The organism is Nannocystis punicea (assembly GCF_026965555.1).
GTDB lineage: Bacteria > Myxococcota_A > Polyangia > Nannocystales > Nannocystaceae > Nannocystis > Nannocystis punicea.
Window position 1 is genome coordinate 7617585 of record NZ_CP114040.1, and the last position, 19566, is coordinate 7637150.

At 73.3% G+C, this 19566-nt stretch carries 16 protein-coding genes; 10 read left to right on the forward strand and 6 right to left on the reverse strand.

Annotated features, from left to right (window positions below; genetic code table 11):
- The first annotated feature begins 9 nt into the window (after positions 1-9).
- From O0S08_RS29265 to O0S08_RS29275, 3 genes are read left to right on the forward strand one after another with little or no spacing between them, the layout of a single operon-like run.
- Entirely contained in the window at positions 10-999 is a 990-nt protein-coding gene (locus O0S08_RS29265) for a DUF4003 family protein (protein WP_269032628.1), read from the forward strand.
- 44 nt (positions 1000-1043) lie between these two features.
- Positions 1044-1751, forward strand: coding sequence for a hypothetical protein (locus tag O0S08_RS29270; RefSeq protein WP_269032629.1), 708 nt, complete (start codon positions 1044-1046; stop codon positions 1749-1751).
- A gap of 32 nt (positions 1752-1783) precedes the next feature.
- Positions 1784-2368, forward strand: a complete 585-nt coding sequence (locus O0S08_RS29275; protein WP_269032630.1) for a hypothetical protein — start codon at positions 1784-1786, stop codon at positions 2366-2368.
- A 226-nt stretch (positions 2369-2594) separates the two neighbouring features.
- Here the strand turns inward: O0S08_RS29275 and O0S08_RS29280 are convergent, their stop codons facing one another.
- Positions 2595-5087 carry a type ISP restriction/modification enzyme gene (locus tag O0S08_RS29280; RefSeq protein ID WP_269032631.1) on the reverse strand — a complete coding sequence of 831 codons (2493 nt, stop codon included), beginning with the start codon at positions 5085-5087 and terminating at the stop codon, positions 2595-2597.
- A gap of 42 nt (positions 5088-5129) precedes the next feature.
- Entirely contained in the window at positions 5130-5942 is an 813-nt protein-coding gene (locus O0S08_RS29285) for a metallophosphoesterase (RefSeq protein ID WP_269032632.1), read from the reverse strand.
- Between the two features lie 718 nt (positions 5943-6660).
- Between O0S08_RS29285 and O0S08_RS29290 the strand changes: the two genes are divergently transcribed.
- From O0S08_RS29290 to O0S08_RS29300, 3 genes are all read left to right on the forward strand, one after another.
- Entirely contained in the window at positions 6661-7188 is a 528-nt protein-coding gene (locus tag O0S08_RS29290) for a hypothetical protein (protein ID WP_269032633.1), read from the forward strand.
- Between the two features lie 107 nt (positions 7189-7295).
- A complete protein-coding gene (locus O0S08_RS29295) occupies positions 7296-8486 on the forward strand; it encodes a hypothetical protein (protein WP_269032634.1) in 1191 nt (396 codons plus the stop codon).
- Positions 8487-8533: 47 nt separating this feature from the next.
- Positions 8534-10135 (forward strand): serine/threonine-protein kinase, encoded by a 1602-nt coding sequence (locus O0S08_RS29300; protein WP_269032635.1) that lies wholly within the window; start codon positions 8534-8536, stop codon positions 10133-10135.
- Positions 10136-10294: 159 nt separating this feature from the next.
- Here the strand turns inward: O0S08_RS29300 and O0S08_RS29305 are convergent, their stop codons facing one another.
- The 3 genes from O0S08_RS29305 to O0S08_RS29315 all read right to left on the reverse strand — a co-directional run bounded on the left by O0S08_RS29305 (position 10295) and on the right by O0S08_RS29315 (position 14121).
- Positions 10295-10948 (reverse strand): RNA polymerase sigma factor, encoded by a 654-nt coding sequence (locus O0S08_RS29305; RefSeq protein ID WP_269032636.1) that lies wholly within the window; start codon positions 10946-10948, stop codon positions 10295-10297.
- Positions 10949-11002: 54 nt separating this feature from the next.
- Positions 11003-12277, reverse strand: coding sequence for a hypothetical protein (locus tag O0S08_RS29310; RefSeq protein ID WP_269032637.1), 1275 nt, complete (start codon positions 12275-12277; stop codon positions 11003-11005).
- A gap of 299 nt (positions 12278-12576) precedes the next feature.
- A complete protein-coding gene (locus O0S08_RS29315) occupies positions 12577-14121 on the reverse strand; it encodes an amidase (RefSeq protein WP_269032638.1) in 1545 nt (514 codons plus the stop codon).
- A gap of 71 nt (positions 14122-14192) precedes the next feature.
- On the opposite strand from O0S08_RS29315, the gene O0S08_RS29320 reads away from it, so the two are divergent.
- Together O0S08_RS29320 and O0S08_RS29325 are read left to right on the forward strand one after the other, a co-directional pair.
- On the forward strand, positions 14193-14846 hold the full coding sequence (locus O0S08_RS29320; protein ID WP_269032639.1) for a hypothetical protein: 654 nt from the start codon (positions 14193-14195) through the stop codon (positions 14844-14846).
- Positions 14847-14967: 121 nt separating this feature from the next.
- Positions 14968-16086 (forward strand): hypothetical protein, encoded by a 1119-nt coding sequence (locus O0S08_RS29325; protein ID WP_269032640.1) that lies wholly within the window; start codon positions 14968-14970, stop codon positions 16084-16086.
- A gap of 74 nt (positions 16087-16160) precedes the next feature.
- Here the strand turns inward: O0S08_RS29325 and O0S08_RS29330 are convergent, their stop codons facing one another.
- Positions 16161-16850, reverse strand: a complete 690-nt coding sequence (locus tag O0S08_RS29330) for a glycosyltransferase family 2 protein (RefSeq protein WP_269032641.1) — start codon at positions 16848-16850, stop codon at positions 16161-16163.
- 146 nt (positions 16851-16996) lie between these two features.
- On the opposite strand from O0S08_RS29330, the gene O0S08_RS29335 reads away from it, so the two are divergent.
- Complete coding sequence (locus O0S08_RS29335; RefSeq protein ID WP_269032642.1) at positions 16997-17350, forward strand: DUF2304 domain-containing protein; 354 nt, start codon at positions 16997-16999, stop codon at positions 17348-17350.
- Position 17351: 1 nt separating this feature from the next.
- Positions 17352-19556 carry a hypothetical protein gene (locus tag O0S08_RS29340; RefSeq protein ID WP_269032643.1) on the forward strand — a complete coding sequence of 735 codons (2205 nt, stop codon included), beginning with the start codon at positions 17352-17354 and terminating at the stop codon, positions 19554-19556.
- The last annotated feature ends 10 nt before the right edge of the window (positions 19557-19566 follow it).

Below are 19566 nucleotides of genomic sequence, written 5' to 3' on the forward strand. Positions count from 1 at the left end.
TCGCGCGCCATGTCCTTCCGCGACCAGCACGTCGAGCCCGGCCCCGCCGCCGACCCGTTCGCCCGCTTCGAGGCGCTGTTCGCCGCCCTGGAGGGCCTCGGCGGCGACCCCGACTCGCTGCGCCTGGTCGCCATCAACCTGATCGGCGTCGCCGGCGAACCCGACGGCATCGCCGAGCAGGTCCGCGAGTGCGACCGCCAGCTGGCGCAGCGGTTCGGCTGGTGGAGCAACACCGCCGGCGACACCCGCCGCGTGCTCGCCTCGCAGCTGGTCAAGAACGGCGACCGAGCCGAAGCCTTCGTCGCCGAGGTCGATCGCGTCGGCGACCTGTTCCGCGACGTCGGCGTCCGCCGCGGCGGCGTCTACGAGACCCTCGCGGTGCTGGTGCTGCGGCGCACTCTCGGCGGCGCCCCCGCCACGCGCGCGCACGTCGAGCGCTTCGCCGCCATCTACGGCGAGATGAAGCGCTATCACTGGTGGCTGACCGGCCCCGAGGACTTCCCGGCCTGCGCCATGCTGCTCGGCTGCGACGGCACGCCGGCCGAGATCGGCGCCGGCATCGAGGCCATCTACCAGGCGCTGCACGAGCGGGCCCACCTGTGGCAAGGCAACGCGCTGCAGACGGCCGCCAACATCCTCTACCTCAGCCGACTGGGCGCGCTCGAGATCGCCGAGCGGTTCGCCCTCGTGGTCCAGCAGTTCCGCGCCGCCGGGGTCAAGATCGGCCAGCAGGAGTACGACGACCTCGCCATCCTGTGCTTCCTCGCCCTCCCGGTCGAGCGGATCGTCGCCACAGTGCTGGCCATCCGCGATCGACTGACCGCGAGCCGGTGGTGGTCCCGGCGCGGCGACCTCGGGCTCGCCAGCAACCTCGCCTTCGTCCACCTGGTCGGCGAGGACGGCGCTCTCGGCCCGCTCGCCGACGCCAAGCTCCTGCTCGACATCCAGGCCCTCGTGGCCGCGCGTCAGGCCACCGTCGTCGCCATCGCCGCCAGCTGATCGGGCCTTTTTCGCCGCGCCTCCGGTCTGGCATCCTGGTGGCGATGTCCACGCCGCGGCTGCTGGCGCTCGTGCTCGTGCTCGCGGGTCTGCGCCTCGGCGTCGACCCGGTGGCGGCCGAGCTCGCCGGCACCCTCGGCGCAGCCCTCGCGGCGCTCCGCTTCAGCCCCGGCGATCCGCCGCGCCGCCCGTGGCTGCTCCGCGCCGTCGCGCTGAGCCTCGTCATGTCCGCCCACGCCCTGCAGCGCCTCGGCCTGGTCGGCGAGCACCGCCTCGACTACCTCCTCCTGATCGTCGCCAACATCGTCGGCGCGCTCGCCCTGCTCGGCTTCTTGCGCGTCATTCGCCAGAGCGGCCTCACCGTCCCGCTCCGCCGGAGCGAGCGCGTCGTCGCGGTGCTGATCGCTTGCGCCACCCTCGGCGTGGTCGCGTGGATCCTCGCCGCCCTCGTCTTCCACTCGCTGCGCGACGTCGCGGTCGCCGTCAGCACCCTGTGCGACGCAGTCGTCTTCACCACCGCAGCCTTGCTCCTCCGTCACGTCCTGCCGATGCGCGGCGGCCTCGTGGCCCAGCCCTACTTCTTGCTCGCAGTCGACGGCCTGTGCTTCCTCGCGCTCGACCTCGCGCACGCGCTGCGGCCGATCCCGGGGCCCGTCGTCGCGCCCCTCGGCGCCCTCGGCGGCGCGACGGGCGGCGCCGCCGGCTTCGCGCAGGCCGCTCTGGTGCGTCGCAGCGCCCGGCTCTCGCGTTGACAGCGGCAGCCTCGCCGCGACACGCTCGCGTCATGGCCGAAGAGCCCCACGCGCTCGTCCCCGTCGCGGCCTCGCGCCCGCCCGACGCGTACGAGCGGCAATACATGGCCGGCGACGGCACCGTCCTGTACCGCCACAAACACCGCGCCCCCTGGCAGCTGCACACCATCTTCGCCCTCAGCATCATCGCCGTCTGCGGCGCCGCGCTCGCGGCCGGCGGCCTCGTCGGCGGCCTCGTCGGCATCGCCGTCGGCCTGCCGATGTTCGTGCTGATGTGGATCCTCTCCTCGGTCCTGCGCGTCACCGTGTCCGAGGGCCACGTCAACATCCAGTACGCGATGTTCGGGCCGAAGATCCCGATCTCCGGCATCGAGCACGCCGAGCTCGTGCAATACGACTGGCGCCGCTTCGGCGGCTGGGGCATCAAGCGCTCGCTGGCCGGCGAGTGGATCTACAACATGCCCGGCGACGGCGGCCGCGCGGTCCGGATCGTCTGGCGCGACGCTCGCGGCAAGCGCCACGCCACCCACGTCGGCAGCCCGCGCGCCGACGAATTGTTGCAGCAGATCGAGCACGCCCGCCGGGCCCCGCCCGCGCTCGAGCCCGGCGAGCCCTGACGCGCACAATCGACAAAGGAATGCGCGCTCGCAACGTCCGCCGAGTCGCCCCGCGCCCGCGAACACGCGCGAGCCGCCGCCGCTCCTCGAACGAGTCAGGCCTGCGCGAACGACGATGCGAAGGGTCGCGGCAGATCGAGCACGACCAGGCCGCGGCACGCTCTTCGCGGCCCCGTCCCGTCGATCGACGACAGCCCCTCGCCCCGGCACCGAGACCTACTCGTCCTCACGCCTCACGCCCGCTCACGAACGCCCCCGGCCAGCCGCCGTGCGCCGCGATCGCGGCGTCGATGTCCGTCATCAGCGCGAGCGTCGCCCGCAGGGCCGCGACCATCCGGCGGTAATGCGCCACGTCCTCGGCCGTCAGCGTCCGGCCGCGGCGCGCCTTCAACCACTTCTCGCACGGCGCGTAGCCCCCGACCTCGAATTCCCAAATTGCAGCAGGTACCCCCGAGAAGCCCCGCGTCTTTCGTCTATCTATAAAGACATGTCCTTCGGACCATGTCACTTGTTCGATCGGCCCGCTCGCACCTGTCCATTCGGCCAGCCCGCCCACCACCACCTCCCCCGTCTCGAGCAGATGCGACTTCACCAGCGCCGCCCCGCGGTCGATCAGCACCAATGCCAATTCGGCCCCGGCCGCGATCGGCACGCGCGCAAAGTCCTCGCGGATCGCCGCGCCGTGGCGGGCGCGGTACGTCGGGCTGTGGACCACCGCGTACACGTAGTGCAGCAGCGCCTCCGGGCCCAATTCCAGCCCTGTCGCCGCCCGCACCGCCGCCGCGAACTCCGGCCGCAGGTTGCTCCTGCGCGGCCCGTCGGCGTCACACAGGTACAGCGGCGCCAGGAAGTCCTGCCCGCGGTTGCCCAGATAGAACGTCCCGTGACAGATCGGGTCGCGCGTCACCCCGAAGTGCGACACCCGCGGCCCGACGATCTGGCGGTTGTACACCAGCGCCAGGTTGTCGCCCGCGAGCATGTGCCGCATCACCGCCGCGCGCGGCCGGCCCAGGAATCCACCTGACCTTTCGGACATATAAGTCCAGCGCCAGTCGAACGGCCGGTAGAGGATCCGCCGCACCCGCTCCGGCGCCGGCCCGAGCGCGCGCAGCTCCGCCTGCGCCGCCGCCAGCGACCACGCCCCGTCCTCCGCGATCGCCAGCGCCCGTCGCGCCTCCGCCTCGCTCGCGCGCGCCAGCAGCTCGACCCGCGCCCGCACCTCCGCCGCAGTCCAGCCGACGCACACCGCGTCGTTCTTGCTCTGGATCCCCGAGCCGTGGACCGCGAAGATCTCCGGCAGCGCCCACCAGCCCGCGTACTCGGCCGGCCGATTCGATGTCTCTTCGGACATGTCCCAGCGGTAATACGGCTCCCGCGGCGCGTGCGGCCGCAGCAGCCCCGCCAGCCCCGCCGGCTCGCCCAGCCGCGCCAGCTTGTCGGCCCGCCGCCCGGGCAGCGAGCAGCCCTCGTGCCCCGCACCCCCGCCGCGGCACAGCCACGCGATCGCCACCCCCTGGGTGATCGCGAACACGTTCTCGTCGACCACGTCGCCGCGGACGTCGCCGTGGAGGTCGACCACCCGGCGCCACGGGAACGTCGCCTGCAGGCTGGCTCGCAGCCCGCGCTTGGCGATCCCCACCAGCAAGTCGCGGTTGATCACCAGCCCCACCACCGCGCGCGGCACCTGCTCGGCCAGCCACTCCGCCAGGCGCAGGAACTTCCACTCCTCGCGCAGCAGGTCGCTCTTGGTCTCGGACAGGCCCGACTTCCACCGGCGCAGCTCCGCCACCAGCCACGCCGGCGCCGACGACGACGACGCGTAGGGCGGATTGCCGACCACCACCGTGAACCGCCGCCCCGGCGGCTCGGCCAGCGCGTCGCGCCGCACCAGCCCGATCGGCTCCTCCCCGCTCGGCACGTAGCCGCTGCGGATCAGCGCGTCGGCCAGCCGCAGCCGCGCGACCACCAGCGGCGCCAGCATCGGCTCGTACGCGTGCACTCGCGGCAACAGCTGCGCCGGCACGTACGCTCGCCAGCGCTGCAGCACCGCAGGGTCGTCCGCTCCGCTCGCCCCCAGCTCGCGGCGCCAGCGGTCCTTCATCGTCCGCTCGATCGACCGCACGCACGCCAGCACGAACGCCCCCGTCCCGCACGCGAAGTCGAGGATCGACACGAACGGCTCGCAGTCGCCGGCGCCCGCCTCGCCCGTCACCTGCGCCCACGTGTCCGTCGCCGCCAGCCCGTCGGCGAGACCGAGCTGGACGCGCAGCACCTCGTCGACGCCGGCGACGGTCGCAGTCACCAGCGCGCGCGGCGTGTAGAACACCCCGCGCCGCCGTCGCTGCTGCGGATCGAGGGCGGCCAGCAGCGGCTCGAAGAACGCCTCCGCCGCCGCCTCGCCACCGTCCTCCGCGGTCAGCGACAGCGCATCGAGTCGCCCCGCCAGCCGCGCCAGCTCGTCCGGCGGCGGCCCCGTCAACGCCGTCATCTCGCGCTCCAGCCCGGCCGCGCGCGCCAGCTGCCGCGCCTTCGCCAGCGTCGCCCCATCACCTGTCTCTGCAGACAGACCACGCCCGACGAACAGCGCCGCCACCAGCGCCTGCGCGAGCGCCTCCGCCTCCGCCTCGCCCGTCAGCCGCGCTTGAAGCGCGCGGACCTCGGCCGCCAGCATCGCCGCGAGCGCCTCGGGCCGCTCGCGGGTGCGCGTACGCCGTGGCACGCGCGCAGCCTAACCGAACCTGTCCCTTTGGACAACTCCGCCTCACGCCGGGTAGAGCCGGCGGATCTCGTGCCCGTCGCGCAGGTCGGCGATCGAATCGTACCTCGAGGACAGGTTCAAAAAGACATATCGCTTGTGCGACCTGGGCGCCCCGAAGATCACCGGGCAGGCCTGGCGCAGGCCGCCGGCGAAGAAGCCCTCCTCGTCGCGGTCGTGGCCGTGGATCACCAGCGACACCGGCACCGCGCTGGCCGACACCCGCGCCAGGAGGCGCGCAGTCACCTCGTCGCGCTGGCCGTAGCTGCAGAGGAAGGTCGCCAGCAGGTGGCGACGGTACGGATCGTTGTCGCGGGGCGACAGGCGCACCCCGTCGAGGTCGTCGAACTGTTGCAGGCGGTCGTCGGGCGAGCCGTGGGACAGCAGCACCCCGCACGGCGCCGCGATCGCCAGCAGGGCCGGCTCGAACAGCGCCCGCAGGTCGGCCAGCTGCGCCGGCGTGCAGCGGCGCTCGAGCGCAGCGACCTCGTCGGTGTGGAACTTCGCGGTGCGCGGCCCGCCGACGTGCCCGTGGTCGTGGTTGCCGAGCACGTAGTGGACCCGGCCCGGGTACGCGCGCTGCAGCTCGAGGATGCCCGCCACGATCTCGGCGGACATGTCCGAATAGTCATACAGCTCGGGCCGCCGCCCGCGCGCCTCGTCGCTGGGCCCGTGGACGGTGTCGCCGAGGATCGCCCAGTGCGTCGCCGGATCGACGTCCAGGGCCGCGAGGAAGTGCCCGCGCAGCGCCGCGAAGTCGTCCCAGCAGCCGTGGAGATCGGTGCTGATGATCAGCGCCCCGCGAGACGGCAGAATCACGGTCCTGCGCACCACCATCGCCGCGACGATGATACACGAGAACGTGACGCACCACCGCGCGGCTCCGCGCCCTGTGCAGTCGAGCCCGCCGCCCGTGGACGTGGTCGTTCGCGAGGTCCGCACACCACGAGCGCATGCGCACTGTCGATACCGCCGATCGAGCCGGCAACTTCGCCTCCACCTGGCCACCGCGCCCCGAGCTTCGCACACAGGTGTGTCGACGAGCGAGACGCTCACGACCTCGCAAGTCTTGACGACGACCGCCGAAGCACGGCCGCGCCCGCCTTTCGAACTTGCTTGTCATCGTCCCGCAACGGCCTGCGACGGCCGATCCTTCGCCGCGGTTCAGCGGGCCTCGCCGGCACCTCCTACGTCGACGCGCCCATTCCCGTCTCGCTTCCGCCCCGTCGGAAACACGACGAGCTCGGACTGACTGCGCATGGACATCCTGTCCGCGCTGTCATGACCGACCGAATCACCGGCTGCGAATAACCCACGCATCGCGCTCTCGCTTCGCGCCGAAGAGCGCACCAGATCGATCGCTATTCTCTCCGGCAGCGACGGCTCGCGCGTCCGTGCCGCGCAACGCACTGCGCGGAAGGCGACGGCTCCTCGTCCGCCACGACCTACTCGCTTCGCGCCGAAGAGCCCCTCTCCCGCACATCCGCCGAAAAGCGGGCCCTTGTACCGCCCGACGGCTGCGCGCTATCCTCGCGCCGTGCGAAGCACCGCGCGAGTGGGGCTGTGCGTCGTGGTCCTTGGCCTCGGGAGCCTCGCCTCGGCCTGCTTCAAGACCGATTTCCTGATGGGCGCCGTGTGCAAGCGCGACGCCGCCTGCGGCGGCGGCGACCTGTGCTGCTCCGGCGAGCGGTGCCGGCTCGCCCCCTGCGAGCGCGGCGAGAGCGAGGACACCAGCTACGACAAGGCCTACTCGCCCTGCGATGTCGACGAGGATTGCCACGTCTACGGCATCCCGCGTTGTGTCCATCGCGACGGCGCCGACCGAGGGTTCTGCGCCGACCTGTGCGAGGGCATCGAGAACAACTGCGAGAAGCACCCGCAATCGGACAGCCTCGTCTGCCTCGACGTCGACGGCCAGCCCCTGTGCGCGCTCCGATGCTGCAGCGCCGGCTGCGTGGGTGACACCGAGGGCGCGGCGTGCGGTCAGGAAAAGTGCCCCGCGCCCTGCCCCATGAAAATGGAGTGCCTGGACGACGTATGCGTGCCGACGAAGTCGTCGTCGTGATCGTCCGGCGAATGCGTCGCGGTCGCGCAGGCACCCGGGAGCGCTCTCCTCATGCCGCGCTCCCGCTCGGCCCGTCGCCGTCCTCTTCCCGCGCCTCCGGGCGCCTCGTGTCCCGCTCCCTCGCCGCCGCCCTCGCCGGCATCCTGTCCCTCGAGACAGCCACCGCACGAGCCTCCGCCGTCGACCTGTCCCTTGAGACAGCGTCCGCAGCCTCTACATCCGTCCTCGACTCGCCGCACTCCTCGCTCGCCCCCCTCGGCCGGTCCTCCGAGGTCGCCGCCGCCGTCCGCGAGCGGCCGCCCCCCTCCGTCGCCGACCTCCGCCTCCCGACCTCATCCGTCTCTGCCCCGCCGCGAGCCCTGGCGTTCGCCGCCGTCCCCCCGGCGCCGACGCTCGCCTCCCACCTGTCCTTCGAGACACCCGCCCCCTCGGCGCGCGACCTCGCGTACGAGCAGGGCCAGGCGGCCAAGGAGGCCGGCGACGACGCCCGCGCGGCCGAGGAGTTCGCCCGCGCCTACCGGCTCACGCCCGCCGGGGAGAGCGGACCGCGGCTGATGCTGTTGCGCGAGAGCGTCGACGCCCGCCTCCGCGCCCATGAGCGCGGCGCCGGCCCGCGCGACCAGCTGTGCCCGGCCCGCGCCCTGCTGCGCGAGCACCTGGCCGGAGCGGGCGCCGTCCCACTCGCCGACGAGCGCGCCCGGCTCGCGCGCGTCGAGCAGGGCCTCGGCGCCGTCGACTGCGACGCCGCCGATCGACCTGTCCCTCAGGACACCCCGCAAGACCCGCCCCCACCCGCCCCTCGGGACCCCCCAAGGACGCGACCTGTCCCTCAGGACATCTCGACGGCCGCCGCCGCACCTGTCCCTTCCGCCAGCCTCTCCGGCCCGCAGCAATCTGCCCAGAAAGACATGTCCACCGCGACAGGGCGCGCGTCCAGCCCGGGTCGCGGCCTGCGGATCGCCGGCGCGGCCACGCTCGGCCTGGGCGCGGCCGCGCTCGTGCCGATGAGCGTCGGGATCGCCATCGCCCGCGACGCCATGCGCGACGGCCGGCGCGTCTGCTGGGAGATGGACATCGCCTGCGACGGCGGCACCGACCGCAAGCTCCTCGCCATCCTGGAGCGCGGCCAACAGGCCGACGTCCTGGTCAAGATCGCCGCTCCCATCGCCGGCGTCGCCCTCCTCACCGGCCTCGTCCTCCTCAGCGTCGGCCTCGCCGCCCGCCCCCGCCGGCCCCTCGCAGTCGTCCCGCGCTTCGGCCCCGGCTCCCTCGGCGTCGGGCTCCAGGGCCGCTTCTGAGGGCCCGGCCGGCCCCGCGTGTTAGACTCGGGCGCCGCAGGCGACGCGTGGACGAGGCAGGCGACAGCACGTTCCCGAATTGGCCCGAGCTGCGGCGCCTCTTCACCTACGACGAGCTCGTCGGCAAGGTCCTCCAGGGCCGCTACGAGGTCGTGAGGCGGCTCGGCGCCGGCGGCATGGGCGTGGTGTTCCTCGCCCGTCACGTCCACCTCGACAAGCTGTTCGCGCTCAAGATCATCAGCGCGCGCTACCTCGACGAGCCCGAGATCGGCCGCCGCTTCCTGCTCGAGGCCCAGGCCGCCTCGAAGATCGATCACCCCAACGTGGTCGGGATCACGGACTTCGGCCCGCCCGAGGCCGGCCCGACCTTCTTCGTGATGGAGTTCCTCGAGGGCGAGGACCTCGCCCGCACGCTCGCCCGCGAGGGCCCGCTGGCCTGGCCGCGCGCGCTCCACATCGTCGCCCAGATCGCCCGTGCGCTCGCGGCGGCGCACCAGCGCGGCGTGGTCCACCGCGACATCAAGCCGCAGAACTGCCTCCGCGTCGACCGCGACGGCGACCCCGACTTCATCAAGGTCCTCGACTTCGGCCTCGCCAAGATCCTCTCGGGCACCAACAAGAGCACCTGGACGGTCGGCGGCTCGCCGGGCTACATCGCCCCCGAGATCTACCGCGGCGGCCGCACCGACCACCGCGTCGACATCTTCGCCCTCGGCGTCGTCCTCCACACCCTCCTGCTCGGCCGCCTGCCCGCCCAGTCGCCCAGCGACGTCGAACTGCCGCCGCGCGCCCCCGTCCTCCACACCACCGACCTGCCCGCGCCGCTGCGCGCCGTCATCGACCGCGCCACCGCCGAGGACCCCGAGCGCCGCTACCCGTCGGCCGACGCCCTCCTGGCCGCCCTCGCCGAAGCCCGCGCCGCCCTCGAGAGTTTTTCAAGACATGTCCCCCAAAACATGTCTGAAAGGTCAACTCGGCCGGTCCGCCGCGGCCTGTTCCTCGCCGCCTCGCTCGGCGGCGCGCTGGCCGTCGCGTTCGCGGCCGCCAGCACTCGCGAAGCCTCCGGCGACGCGGCCGGGCCGGCGCAAACCGCTCCCGACCCGCTCGCGCGGACCGTCGTGGCGGCCGACGCGACCGCCGCTGGCCCCGCCGCGCCAGCCCGCGACGCCGGAGCAGGTGGTCCCGCGCCCGCCCCCGCAGGAGCGCTCGCGCCTGACCGCGCACCGTCGAGCTCTGCTCCCACGCCTGCCCTCGCGCCCGGCCCTCGGCCCCGCGACGCGCAGGCCACGATCGACCCACCGGCAGGCCCCGAGGACATGTCCGAAAGGACACTACCCAAAGGACCTGCCCGAAACGCCAGCGCCGGCCGACCGCAAAAGCAGCTCGCGCCGTTCGATCCGTCGGCCGCCCGGGCCCAGCTCGAGCGCCGCGCCGCCGACGTGCGCGCCTGCAAGGCCGACTCGAGCTTCCGCACCATGAGCGCGACCGTCCGCCTCGCCGGCACCGTCTCCGTCTCCCCGCGAGGGAAGGCCACGGTCGCGCTCCCGGCCGGCTACGACGTGAGCCCCTGCCTGGAGCGCCTGGTAGCAGGCACCCGCTTCCGCCCCAGCCTCGACGGCGGCGAGTTCGCCTTCACCTTCCTGCTGTGAGCCGCTCGCGCCGGCCTCGGTATTTCGCGTCTGTCCCCAAGGACATCCTCAGCCCGCCTGCTGCCGCCGACTCCCTCTCACGGGAGCCGATCATCTGTCCGAAAGGACATCATCATCGCTCGCCCCGACTCGTGGAGCCCCGCTCCGCCGAGACGGCCCTCACCCGGGCGCCGGCCCGAGCCCCATCCGCGTCAGCTGGGCGTCGAGGCGCTCCTTGGCCACGCGCAGCCGGCTCTTGGCCGTGTTCTTGGGGATCTCGTAGACCGCGGCGATCTCGGCGCTGGTCATCTCCTGGGCGTAGCGCAGCTCGAGCAAGATCTGCAGGTCGAGCGGCAGCTTGCGCAGCGCCGCCGACAGGCGCTTGAGCTTCGCGTGCGCCGACACCAGCCGGCTCGGCGACGGCGACAGGTCCTCGAGCGACGACAGGCTCGGGTCGAACTGGGCCGCGCGGGTCTTCTTGCGGTAGTGCGCGAACAGGACGAAGCGAGCCGTCCCGTAGAGGTAGGCGCGGAAGCTCGCGGCGATCGGCTCGCCGGCCACCACCTCCTCGCCCGGGACCACGAAGCGGTCACGCGCGTGCGTCAGCGCCTCCCACGTCTGCTGCGCCAGGTCGTCGACCTCGAAGTCGCGGACCTTGTCGGCGAAGAAGCGGACCACCTGCGGCCCGTAGTGGCGCACCAGCCCGTCGCCCGCGCGGGTGTCCCCGGCCCGCCAGGCCGCCAGCAGCGCCAGGTCCTCGTCGTTGCGGGCCATCGCCGCCGCGCGCGGGCCCCCGGGCTCGGCCTGGTCTTCGGGACTGGTGGGCTTCGACATGCGGGGCGGGTCGCGAGGATCGCACGACCCGCCCCGACCTCCAAGGCCCCTGAATCAGCCGCCGGCCAGCGCCGCGCTGATCTCGCCCACCGCCGACACGCTCCCGCTCAGCGCGCCCGAGCCGCTCTGGATGAGCGTACCCACGGACTCGAGCTCGGCCAGCGCGCAGGGGAGCCCGAGCGACGCTCGAAGATCGACGCCGACCTCCCCGGGCAATGACGCCAGCAGATTCACCGCCGCATCGCCCAACCTTGCCCCGGCCCCGAGCACCAGCTCGGCCCGCGCACCTGCGGCCAGCAGGCCGGCGTAGCGCAGGCGGAAGCCCTCGACCCACGCCTTGAACTTGGCCTTGTCCTCGTCCTCGAAGTCACCCTTCCACTGCCACAGGATCTCGAGCGACGGCGGCGTGCACTGGGCCTGCATCTTCGCCTCGGCCTCGACGCTCGCCTCGCACTCGGCCTTGGCCTTCGGCGGCACCACCTCGCCGTCGCACGAGCCGTCGCACTGGGCGCTGGCGTCGGCCGCGGCCTGGCAGCGCACCTCCGCGCCGGCCTCGCACTGGCCGTCGGGCGCCTCGTACTCGCACGAACCCTGACAATTGCCGGTGCATTCGGCCCCGGCCTTGAGCTCGCAGGTGCCCATGCAGTCGCCCGTGCACTCGCCCGCGCACTTGCCATCGGGCCCGATCACGCTGCAGCCCGCGCTGCACTCGCCGTTGCAGGTGCCGTTGCACGTGAAATCGTTCGTCAGCTCGCAGGTGCCGGTGCAGCTGCCGCTGCACTGCAGATTCGGCGCGGTGCCCTTGCACATCACCTTCGCCGACGCGTCGCAGCTGGCCGACGCGCTGGCGTCGACCGTGCAGGTGCCCTTGCACTCGACCGAGACCATGCCCGGATCGACCTCCGCGTCGCACTTGGCCGACGCGTCGATCGCCACCTTCGCGTCGACGGTGCAGCGGGGTGGCGCGTACTTCACCTTGAGCCCGCCCTCGAGCGCGCCCTCGAGCTTGGCCGAGAGCGCCGCGCGGATGTCCGCCGCGCTCGCGCTGGCGTCGAGCTCGAGCGACACCGCGATCGCCCGCAGCTCCGCGTCGACCCCGGCCTTCACCTCGAGCGCCGCCTTGTCGAACCCGACTACCGCGGCGAAGAACGCGTCGACGCTGGCAATACCCGAGATCGATGCGTTGCCGTCAGCCAGCCCCTCGTCCGGGCAGCCGAGATCGCAGAGGCCGGTTCCGGGCAGCGGGTTGTTCTCCTGACAACCAGCGGTCGCAGCGATGAGGAGCCCGAGGCCGAGCGCGACGGTGGAAGAATTGATAACTCGGAACATGTTCATTGTCTCCTGTCTCAAAAGACTCGTTGTCGTCGAGGCGCACCTGACCTGACCCCGAGGCCAGGCGATGGAGGTCGATCGCCGGCCTGGATCGCAGGCGCCGGTCCTGCGCGTTCGGCCCAGAGGTGTCGCGACCCGCCCGGGGGGATCGGATTTTTTTCGCGCGCCCCTCGTGGCCCTCCGCGCGAATCCGCCCATCGCACGAATTCGGCCCTGTAGCCCTACCTATCGCCGGCTACGCCGCCGAGCCCGCTCCGCAAGTGAGCCCGACCCGGGCGCAACCTCGCGCGCCGCTCTCAGTCCGCGAGCGTCACCGTCGGCCGGAACGTCGGCGCTCGCCGGGCCCGGGTCTTCTGCTCGAACGCGTAGCCCAGCGCCAGCAGCTCGGCCTCGCCGCGCGGCTTGCCGAGGAACACCAGGCCGACCGGCAGCCCGTGGATGTGCCCCATCGGCACCGTCAGGCTCGGCGTCCCCGCCACCGCGGCGGCAGCATAACCGCCGCCGCCGACCCTGTCCCCGAGGACAGGGTCCGTCGGCCAGGCCGGGCCCATCGCCGGCGCGACCACTGCGTCGAGCCGGTGCTGCGTCAGCGCCGCGCCGAGCCCCTCGTCCCACGCCAGCCGTCGCGCGGCGGCCCGCGCCGTCGCGTACGCCGGCGAGTCGAGCCCGCCCTTCTCCTGCGCCTGCTCGAGCAGCTCCTGCCCGAACCACGGCATCACCGCGCGCGCGTGCTCGCGGTTCCACGCGATCAGCCCCGCCAGCGACGACACCGGCGCGCCCGACTCGCGCAGGTAGCGATCGAGCCCGTCCTTGAACTCGAACAGCAGCGCCTCGAACTCGTGCTCGCCCCACTGCTGCCAGGTCGCGAGCTCGACCGGATCGACGACCTCCGCCCCGGCCGCGCGCAGCGACGCCAGCGCCTGCTCGGTGAGCGCGTCGAGCCGCGGGTCGTCGCCCATCGCCTGGCGCAGCACGCCGATCCGCTTGCCCTGCAGCGCCCCCGGGTCGAGCCCCGCGGTGTAATCACCTGTCCCTTCGGTCATCCCGTTCAGCAGCAGCGCCGCGTCTCGCACCGTGCGCGCCATCGGCCCCGCGGTGTCCTGCGTGGCCGAGATCGGGATGATGCCGCCTCCGGGGACGAGGCCCACGGTCGGCTTGAGCCCGACGAGCCCGTGGATCGACGACGGACAGATGATGCTGCCGTCGGTCTCGGTGCCGACGCCGACGGCGGCGAGGCTGGCCGCGATCGCGGCGCCGGTGCCCGAGCTCGAGCCGCACGGGTTGCGATCGAGCGCGTACGGGTTCTTGGTCTGCCCGCCGCGGCTGCTCCAGCCCGACGTCGAGTGGGTCGAGCGGAAGTTGGCCCACTCGCTGAGGTTCGTCTTGCCGAGGATCACCGCCCCGGCCGCGCGCAGCCGCGTCACCAGCGGCGCGTCGACGCGTGGGCGGTGCTCGGCCAGCGCCAGCGAGCCGGCCGAGTTGACCATGCCGGCGACGTCGATGTTGTCCTTGATCAGCACCGGAACCCCGTGGAGGGGCCCGCGGACCCGCCCCTGCGCGCGTTCACGATCGAGCGCCGCGGCCTCCTCGCGCGCGCGCGGGTTGAGCTCGATCACCGCCGCGAGCGCCGGCCCCGCGTCGTCGATCATCGCGATCCGCTCGAGGTACGCGGCCGTCAACGCTGCGGCCGACAACACCCCGGTCTGCATCCGTCGCTGCGCCTCCGCGAGCTCGAGCTCCACCACGTCGAGCGCGGTGTGTGTCGCGGGGGGCCGCGTTCCCTCGGTTCGTTCACAGCTCGAACACAGCAGCGCGACGACGACGGCCAGAGAGCGACGCATCGAGCGCAGCTTATCCGCGGCTTGACGACGACGCGAGCGCAGCGGACTCTGCAATATCGAGGAGGTGAATCATGGCCGACCGCAAGCCGATCGAACCCCTGGCGATCTTCGACTCGATCGTCGTCATCGATGCCACCCCGCTGCTCGGTGATCCCACCGCCCCCAGGACGACCCCGACCCCGTCCCGCGCCGCCGGCACGAGCGCCCGCGAGCACGACCTCCCGCCGCACGACCCCACCCCGGCCAGGCCGCTGTCGCACGGCCAGCTGCTCGACATCCTGCGCCGCGTCGAGAGCGTCGACATCAAGCGGCTCGACCGCGGGGACGATCTGCGGATCGGTGATCTGCGGCTGTCGCCGCGTCGACCCTACATCGAGGGTCGCGGTCACCTCGCCTTCTACGGCGCGCGCGTCCTCGGCGGCGAGGCCGACCTGGCCCAGTTCATGTACGACGATCCCGAGCTGGCGCGGGTCGAGATCTGGCCCACGGGGCTGCTGCCCGGCGGCTCCTACCTGGCCCAGATCCGCCTGTCGGGGCCGAGCAGCGGCCGGTTCCGCGTCCGCAGCAGCGACATCGGCGGCGGCGAGATCCAGTTCCCCGCCGGCCCGGGCCGCATCGTCCTCGTCGCCCTGCAGAACGTCGAGTTCGAGCAGGCGCTGCTCAGCGTCGAGGCGGTCGACTGCGTCGGCTGGACCTTCCACGACGTCTGCTTCACGCCGCTGTGATGTCTTTGTAGACATGTCCTCTTCGACATGTCCATGAAGTCACAGCGTGGCCTCGCGGCCCCAACCGCGCCGGTCCCGCCGCAGGTGGCGCTGCGGCGGTCGCTCGGCGATACTGCCGACCATGAAGGCCACCATCCGCACCCCCCTCGCGTTCTTGGTCCTCCTGCTCGCCTGCGACTCCGCGGCCGAAGGCGCCGGCAAGGCCGAGGCGAAGGCCGACATCCAGGCCGACGCCAAGGCGAACGTCCAGCTCGACACCAAGGCGGTCGCCGACGCGGCCGCGAAGGCGCAGGCGGAGGCCGACGCCCGGGCCAAGCTGGCGGCCGACGCGGCCGCGCAGATCGCAGTCCCACCGCTCAAGGCAGTGGCCGACGTCGAGGCCGCGATCGGCACCAAGGTCGCGCTGAAGCCCGCCGACCTCGATCTGAAGGGCGTCGTCGACCTGCTGGCGAAGGGCGAGATCCGCACCGCCGCCGAGCTCGAGCTGTTCCTCAACGCCCCCGGCAGCGCCGCCCACCGCGTCGACTTCGACGTCGACGGCAAGCTCGATTACCTGCAGGTCGTCGAGGTGCGGCTCGACGGCGACGTCCACTTCGAGCTGCGGGCGGTCCCCTCGAGCAAGCTCGACGCCTCGCTCGCGGTCCTGGTCGCCACCCTCGCCACGATGCGCGCCGAGGCCGAGGGCGCGCTCAAGGTCGTCGCCACCTACTCGGCGGCGGTCGAGGGCGGCGCCGACCTCAAGTTCGAGCACGACTTCAAGGCCGACTTCAAGGCCGACGGCGTCGTCCTGGCCGACGCCGGCGCCGGCGCGTTCTTCGGCTGGGCCCTCGACGTGAAGCGCCCCGCGTACGTCAGCGCCCACCTCTCGCCGGTCGACATCCAGATCGGCGCCGACGGGGCCGCGCAGTTCGCCGGCGACGTCTCGGCCTCGCTCGCGGCCGCCCGCCTCGCCGCCCTGCGCGCCGCGATCAAGGTCGAGGCGCTGGCGATCGCCGCCATCGACCCGCCCAAGGTCGACATCACGCCGCCCAAGGTCGACGTCAAGGGCGTCGCCAAGGCCAAGGGCGGCATCGACATCGACCACTCGGCCAAGGCAGAGAGCTCGGTCAAGGTCGGCTCGGGCGGCGGCGTGAAGGTCGGCGGCGGCGGGATCTCGGTCGGCGGCAGCGCCGGCGTCTCGGTCGGCGGCGGCGGCAGCGGCAAGGGCAAGGCCGGCGCCGGCTTCAAGATCGGCAAGTGAACACCCTGCGCCCAGGGACATGTCCTCGAGGACCTATCCCCGGGGACATGCTCTCTCGCACATGTCCGGGCGGGCTAGCCCATGATCCGCCGGACCAGCAGGTCGAACAGGATGCTGACGGCGTCGAGGGCCGACTGGCCCTTGCGGCGCGACCACTCGGTGTAGCGGATCGTCACCGGCACCTCGACGAAGCGCAGGCGCAGCCGGCGGATCTCGTGCAGGATCTCCGACGCGTGGGCCATGCGGTTCTGAGTGATCCGCAGCGCCCGCGCGGCCCCGGCCGTGAACGCGCGCAGGCCGTTGTGCGTGTCGGTGATGTCGAGGCCCGCGGCCACGCGGGTGAACGCGGTCGCCAGGCGCAGCACCAGGCGGCGGCTCGCCGGCATGCCCACGGTGCCGCCAAGGAAGCGCGAGCCGAGGGCGACGTCGGCGCGGCCCTCCGCGAGCGGGGCGACGAGGGCCGCGACGTCTTCCGCGCGGTGCTGGCCGTCGCCGTCGAAGGTGACGACGTAGCGGGCGCCGCGGTGGAGCGCGAGCTCGATGCCGGTCTGCAAAGCCGCGCCCTGGCCGAGGTTGACCGCGTGGCGCACCACGGTCGCGCCGGTGTCGCGCAGCCGCTCGGCGGTGTCGTCGACCGAGCCGTCGTCGACCGCGATCACGTGCGGCCAGGCGCGCCGCAGCTCGAGCAGCACCTCGCGGATCACCGGGCCCTCGTTGTAGCAGGGCACGACGATCATCACGTCCGCGGGCGCGACCGGCGACATCGGGCCGCATTGTCGGGCTCGGGCGACCGCGAAGCAATCGCCGCAGCGAGACGACACCACTCGAACGCAGCGGGCTCCGCCGGCTGCATCGACCTGGCGACGAATTGACTTCCGCCGCGGCGGGGCCGATGCTCCCGCGACCGTCCATGGCGATCCAGTTCGTGCTCATCGGCGGCAGCTTCGCCCTCCTGTTCCACTTCTTCGTGCGAGCGCGACGGCGGCCGGTGCAGAAGCTGGCGATGACAGTGGTGTTCGCCGCCATCATCTTTTTGGTGATCTTCCCCGACGTCTCGACCTGGTGCGCCCGCCGGGTCGGCGTCGGCCGCGGCGTCGACCTCGTCTTCTATCTCAGCTCGCTCGTGCTGCTGTTCCTCTGCTTCAACCTCTACCTCGGGCAGAAGGCGCTCGAGGATCGGCTGACGCTCGTCGTCCGCGAGCTCGCGCTGCAGCCTCACCGCGCGTCGTCCGGGACGCCGTCCACCGAGCGCGCGGAGCTCTGACATGGCGCGGCGCGTCCTCGCGGGGCTCGGGCTCGCGTGCGTGTACGCGGCCGTGTTCCTCGCGTTTCACCCCGCGATCGTCACCGGCGACGTCTTCCTCGGCTGGGACGCAGTCAACGAGCACTGGGGCGACCTGCTGGTCCCGTTGCACGCCTTGCGGGACGGCGAGCTGCCGCTGTGGAACCCGTACGAGCGCGGCGGCTACGACTTCCTCGCCGACCCGCAGACGGGCGTGCTCTACCCGTTCAACTGGCTGGTGTGGCTCGGCGCCGCGGTGTTCGGCGAGGGCCCGTGGGTGGTCCTGTTCAAGGCCCTGCTGCACGTCGCCATCGGCGGCCTCGGCACCCATCTCTTGCTCGCGCGGCTCGGCCTCTCGTCGTCCGCCAGCGCCTTCGGCGGCTTCGCCTTCGTCCTGTCGGGGCGGGTCGCCAAGGCCAAGGACTCGGCCGGCCTGTGGTCGCCGGTGTGGCTGCCGTGGCTCGTGCTCACCGGCCTCGAGCTGGTGCGCCGGCCCTCGCCGCGGAGCGGCCTGGCCTTTGGGGCAGCCACCGCCATGGCCTTCCTCTCGGGCTACCCGCCCAACTTCTTCCGCGACCTCGTCGGCCTCGCGCCGGTGCTGCTCGTCGCGCTCGCGCTGGTGGTCCGCGGGGCCCCGGCCGCCCGTCGGCACCTCGCGCAGGTCGCAGGCGCCGGCGCGCTGGCGGTCGCGGTGGTCGTCGGCCTGGCCCTGCCGAACATCGTCGCCACCCTCGCGTGGCTGCCCGAGACCGTGCGCGAGCAGCTCGACTTCGGCGAGGTCGTCTACTCGACCGCGCGGCCGCTGCACCTGTTCGACGCCCTCGCCCCCGGCACCTGGCGCGACGGCGCCCCCGTCCACTACCTCGGCGCCATCGCCCTGCTCCTCGCGGTGTTCGCCGTCCGCCGCGACGCCCTGCGGATCACCTACGCCGCCTGCGCCCTGCTCTTCTTCCTGCTCGCGTGCGGCGACGGCTTCGCCCTCCTGCCCTTCCTCGCCCGCCACGTCCCCGGCTTCGGTCTGTGGCGGATCCCCGCCCAGTACTTCTTCGGCTTCGCCTTCTTCGTCGCCGTCCTCGCCGCCCACGGCTTCGACGACCTCGTCCGCGCCGAGCCGGCGCGCCGGCGCGCGCTCGCCCGGCGCCTCGCGCTCGTGTTCGCCCCGGCCTGCCTCGGCCTGCTCGTCGCCCTCGCGTGGAGCCGCGCGCCGGCGAGCACCGGCCTCGGCGCGGTGTTCGTCGCGCTCGGCGGCGCGTGCCTCGGCGGCCTCCTGAGCGCGCGTCCCCGGCTGCGCCGCGCGGCCGCGCCCGCCGCGATCGCAGTCGCCCTGCTCGAGCTCAAGGTGCAGGCGCGGCAGATCCACGACATCGCCCAGCGGCCCCCCGATCTCGCGCGCGACGCCGCCCTCGCGGGGCTGGGCGATCGCGTCGGCTGGCGCGTCGCCGACGACGAGCACTACCGCTGGCGCGTCGGCGCGCGCCTCGGCGTGCGCGACATCTTCGGCCGCAACAGCACCCTCGTGACGCGGCGCTGGCGGGCCTTCGCCGCGCGCGCGCGCGAGCACGCCGGCCTGCTCGCCGCCGCCAACGTGCGCTGGTACGCCGGCGGGCACCGGGCTGCCGTCCAGCGCACCGCCGCCGGGCAGTCGCGCTGGACCCCGGGGCAGCCGGTCGAGCTGCTGCACGCGGCCCCGCTGGCCTACTGGACCGCGCAGGTCGAGCTCGTCGGGCGCGAGGACGACGGCCTCGAGCGGTTGGCCGCGCTCCCGCCCGGGCGCGCCGCAGTGCTCGAGGCCTCGCAGTTCGGCGCCGACGAGGCCGCCGCGGTCGCCGAGCTCCAGCCCGAGCACGCGCCGGTGCCCGCGGTCCTCGCCGCGTTCGCGCGCAACCGCCTCGCCCTCACCGTCGACGCCCCCGCCGCCGGCGTCCTGGTGGTGAACGAGGCCTGGGGCCCCGGCTGGTCCGCGCGGGTCGACGGCGCGCCGGCCCCGGTGCTGCGCGCCAACTACCTGTTCCGCGGCCTGCTCGTCGGCCCCGGCCCGCACGCGATCGAGCTCGAGTACGGCCCGCCGCGCCTCCGCGCCGCGCTGGCGGTCTACGCGATCACTGCCCTGCTCGTGCTGGTCGGGCTGATCCGCCTGCCTCGACGGACAGGCTCGAGAGGGCATGACGCCAAGGACATGTCTCCTTGAACATGTCTCT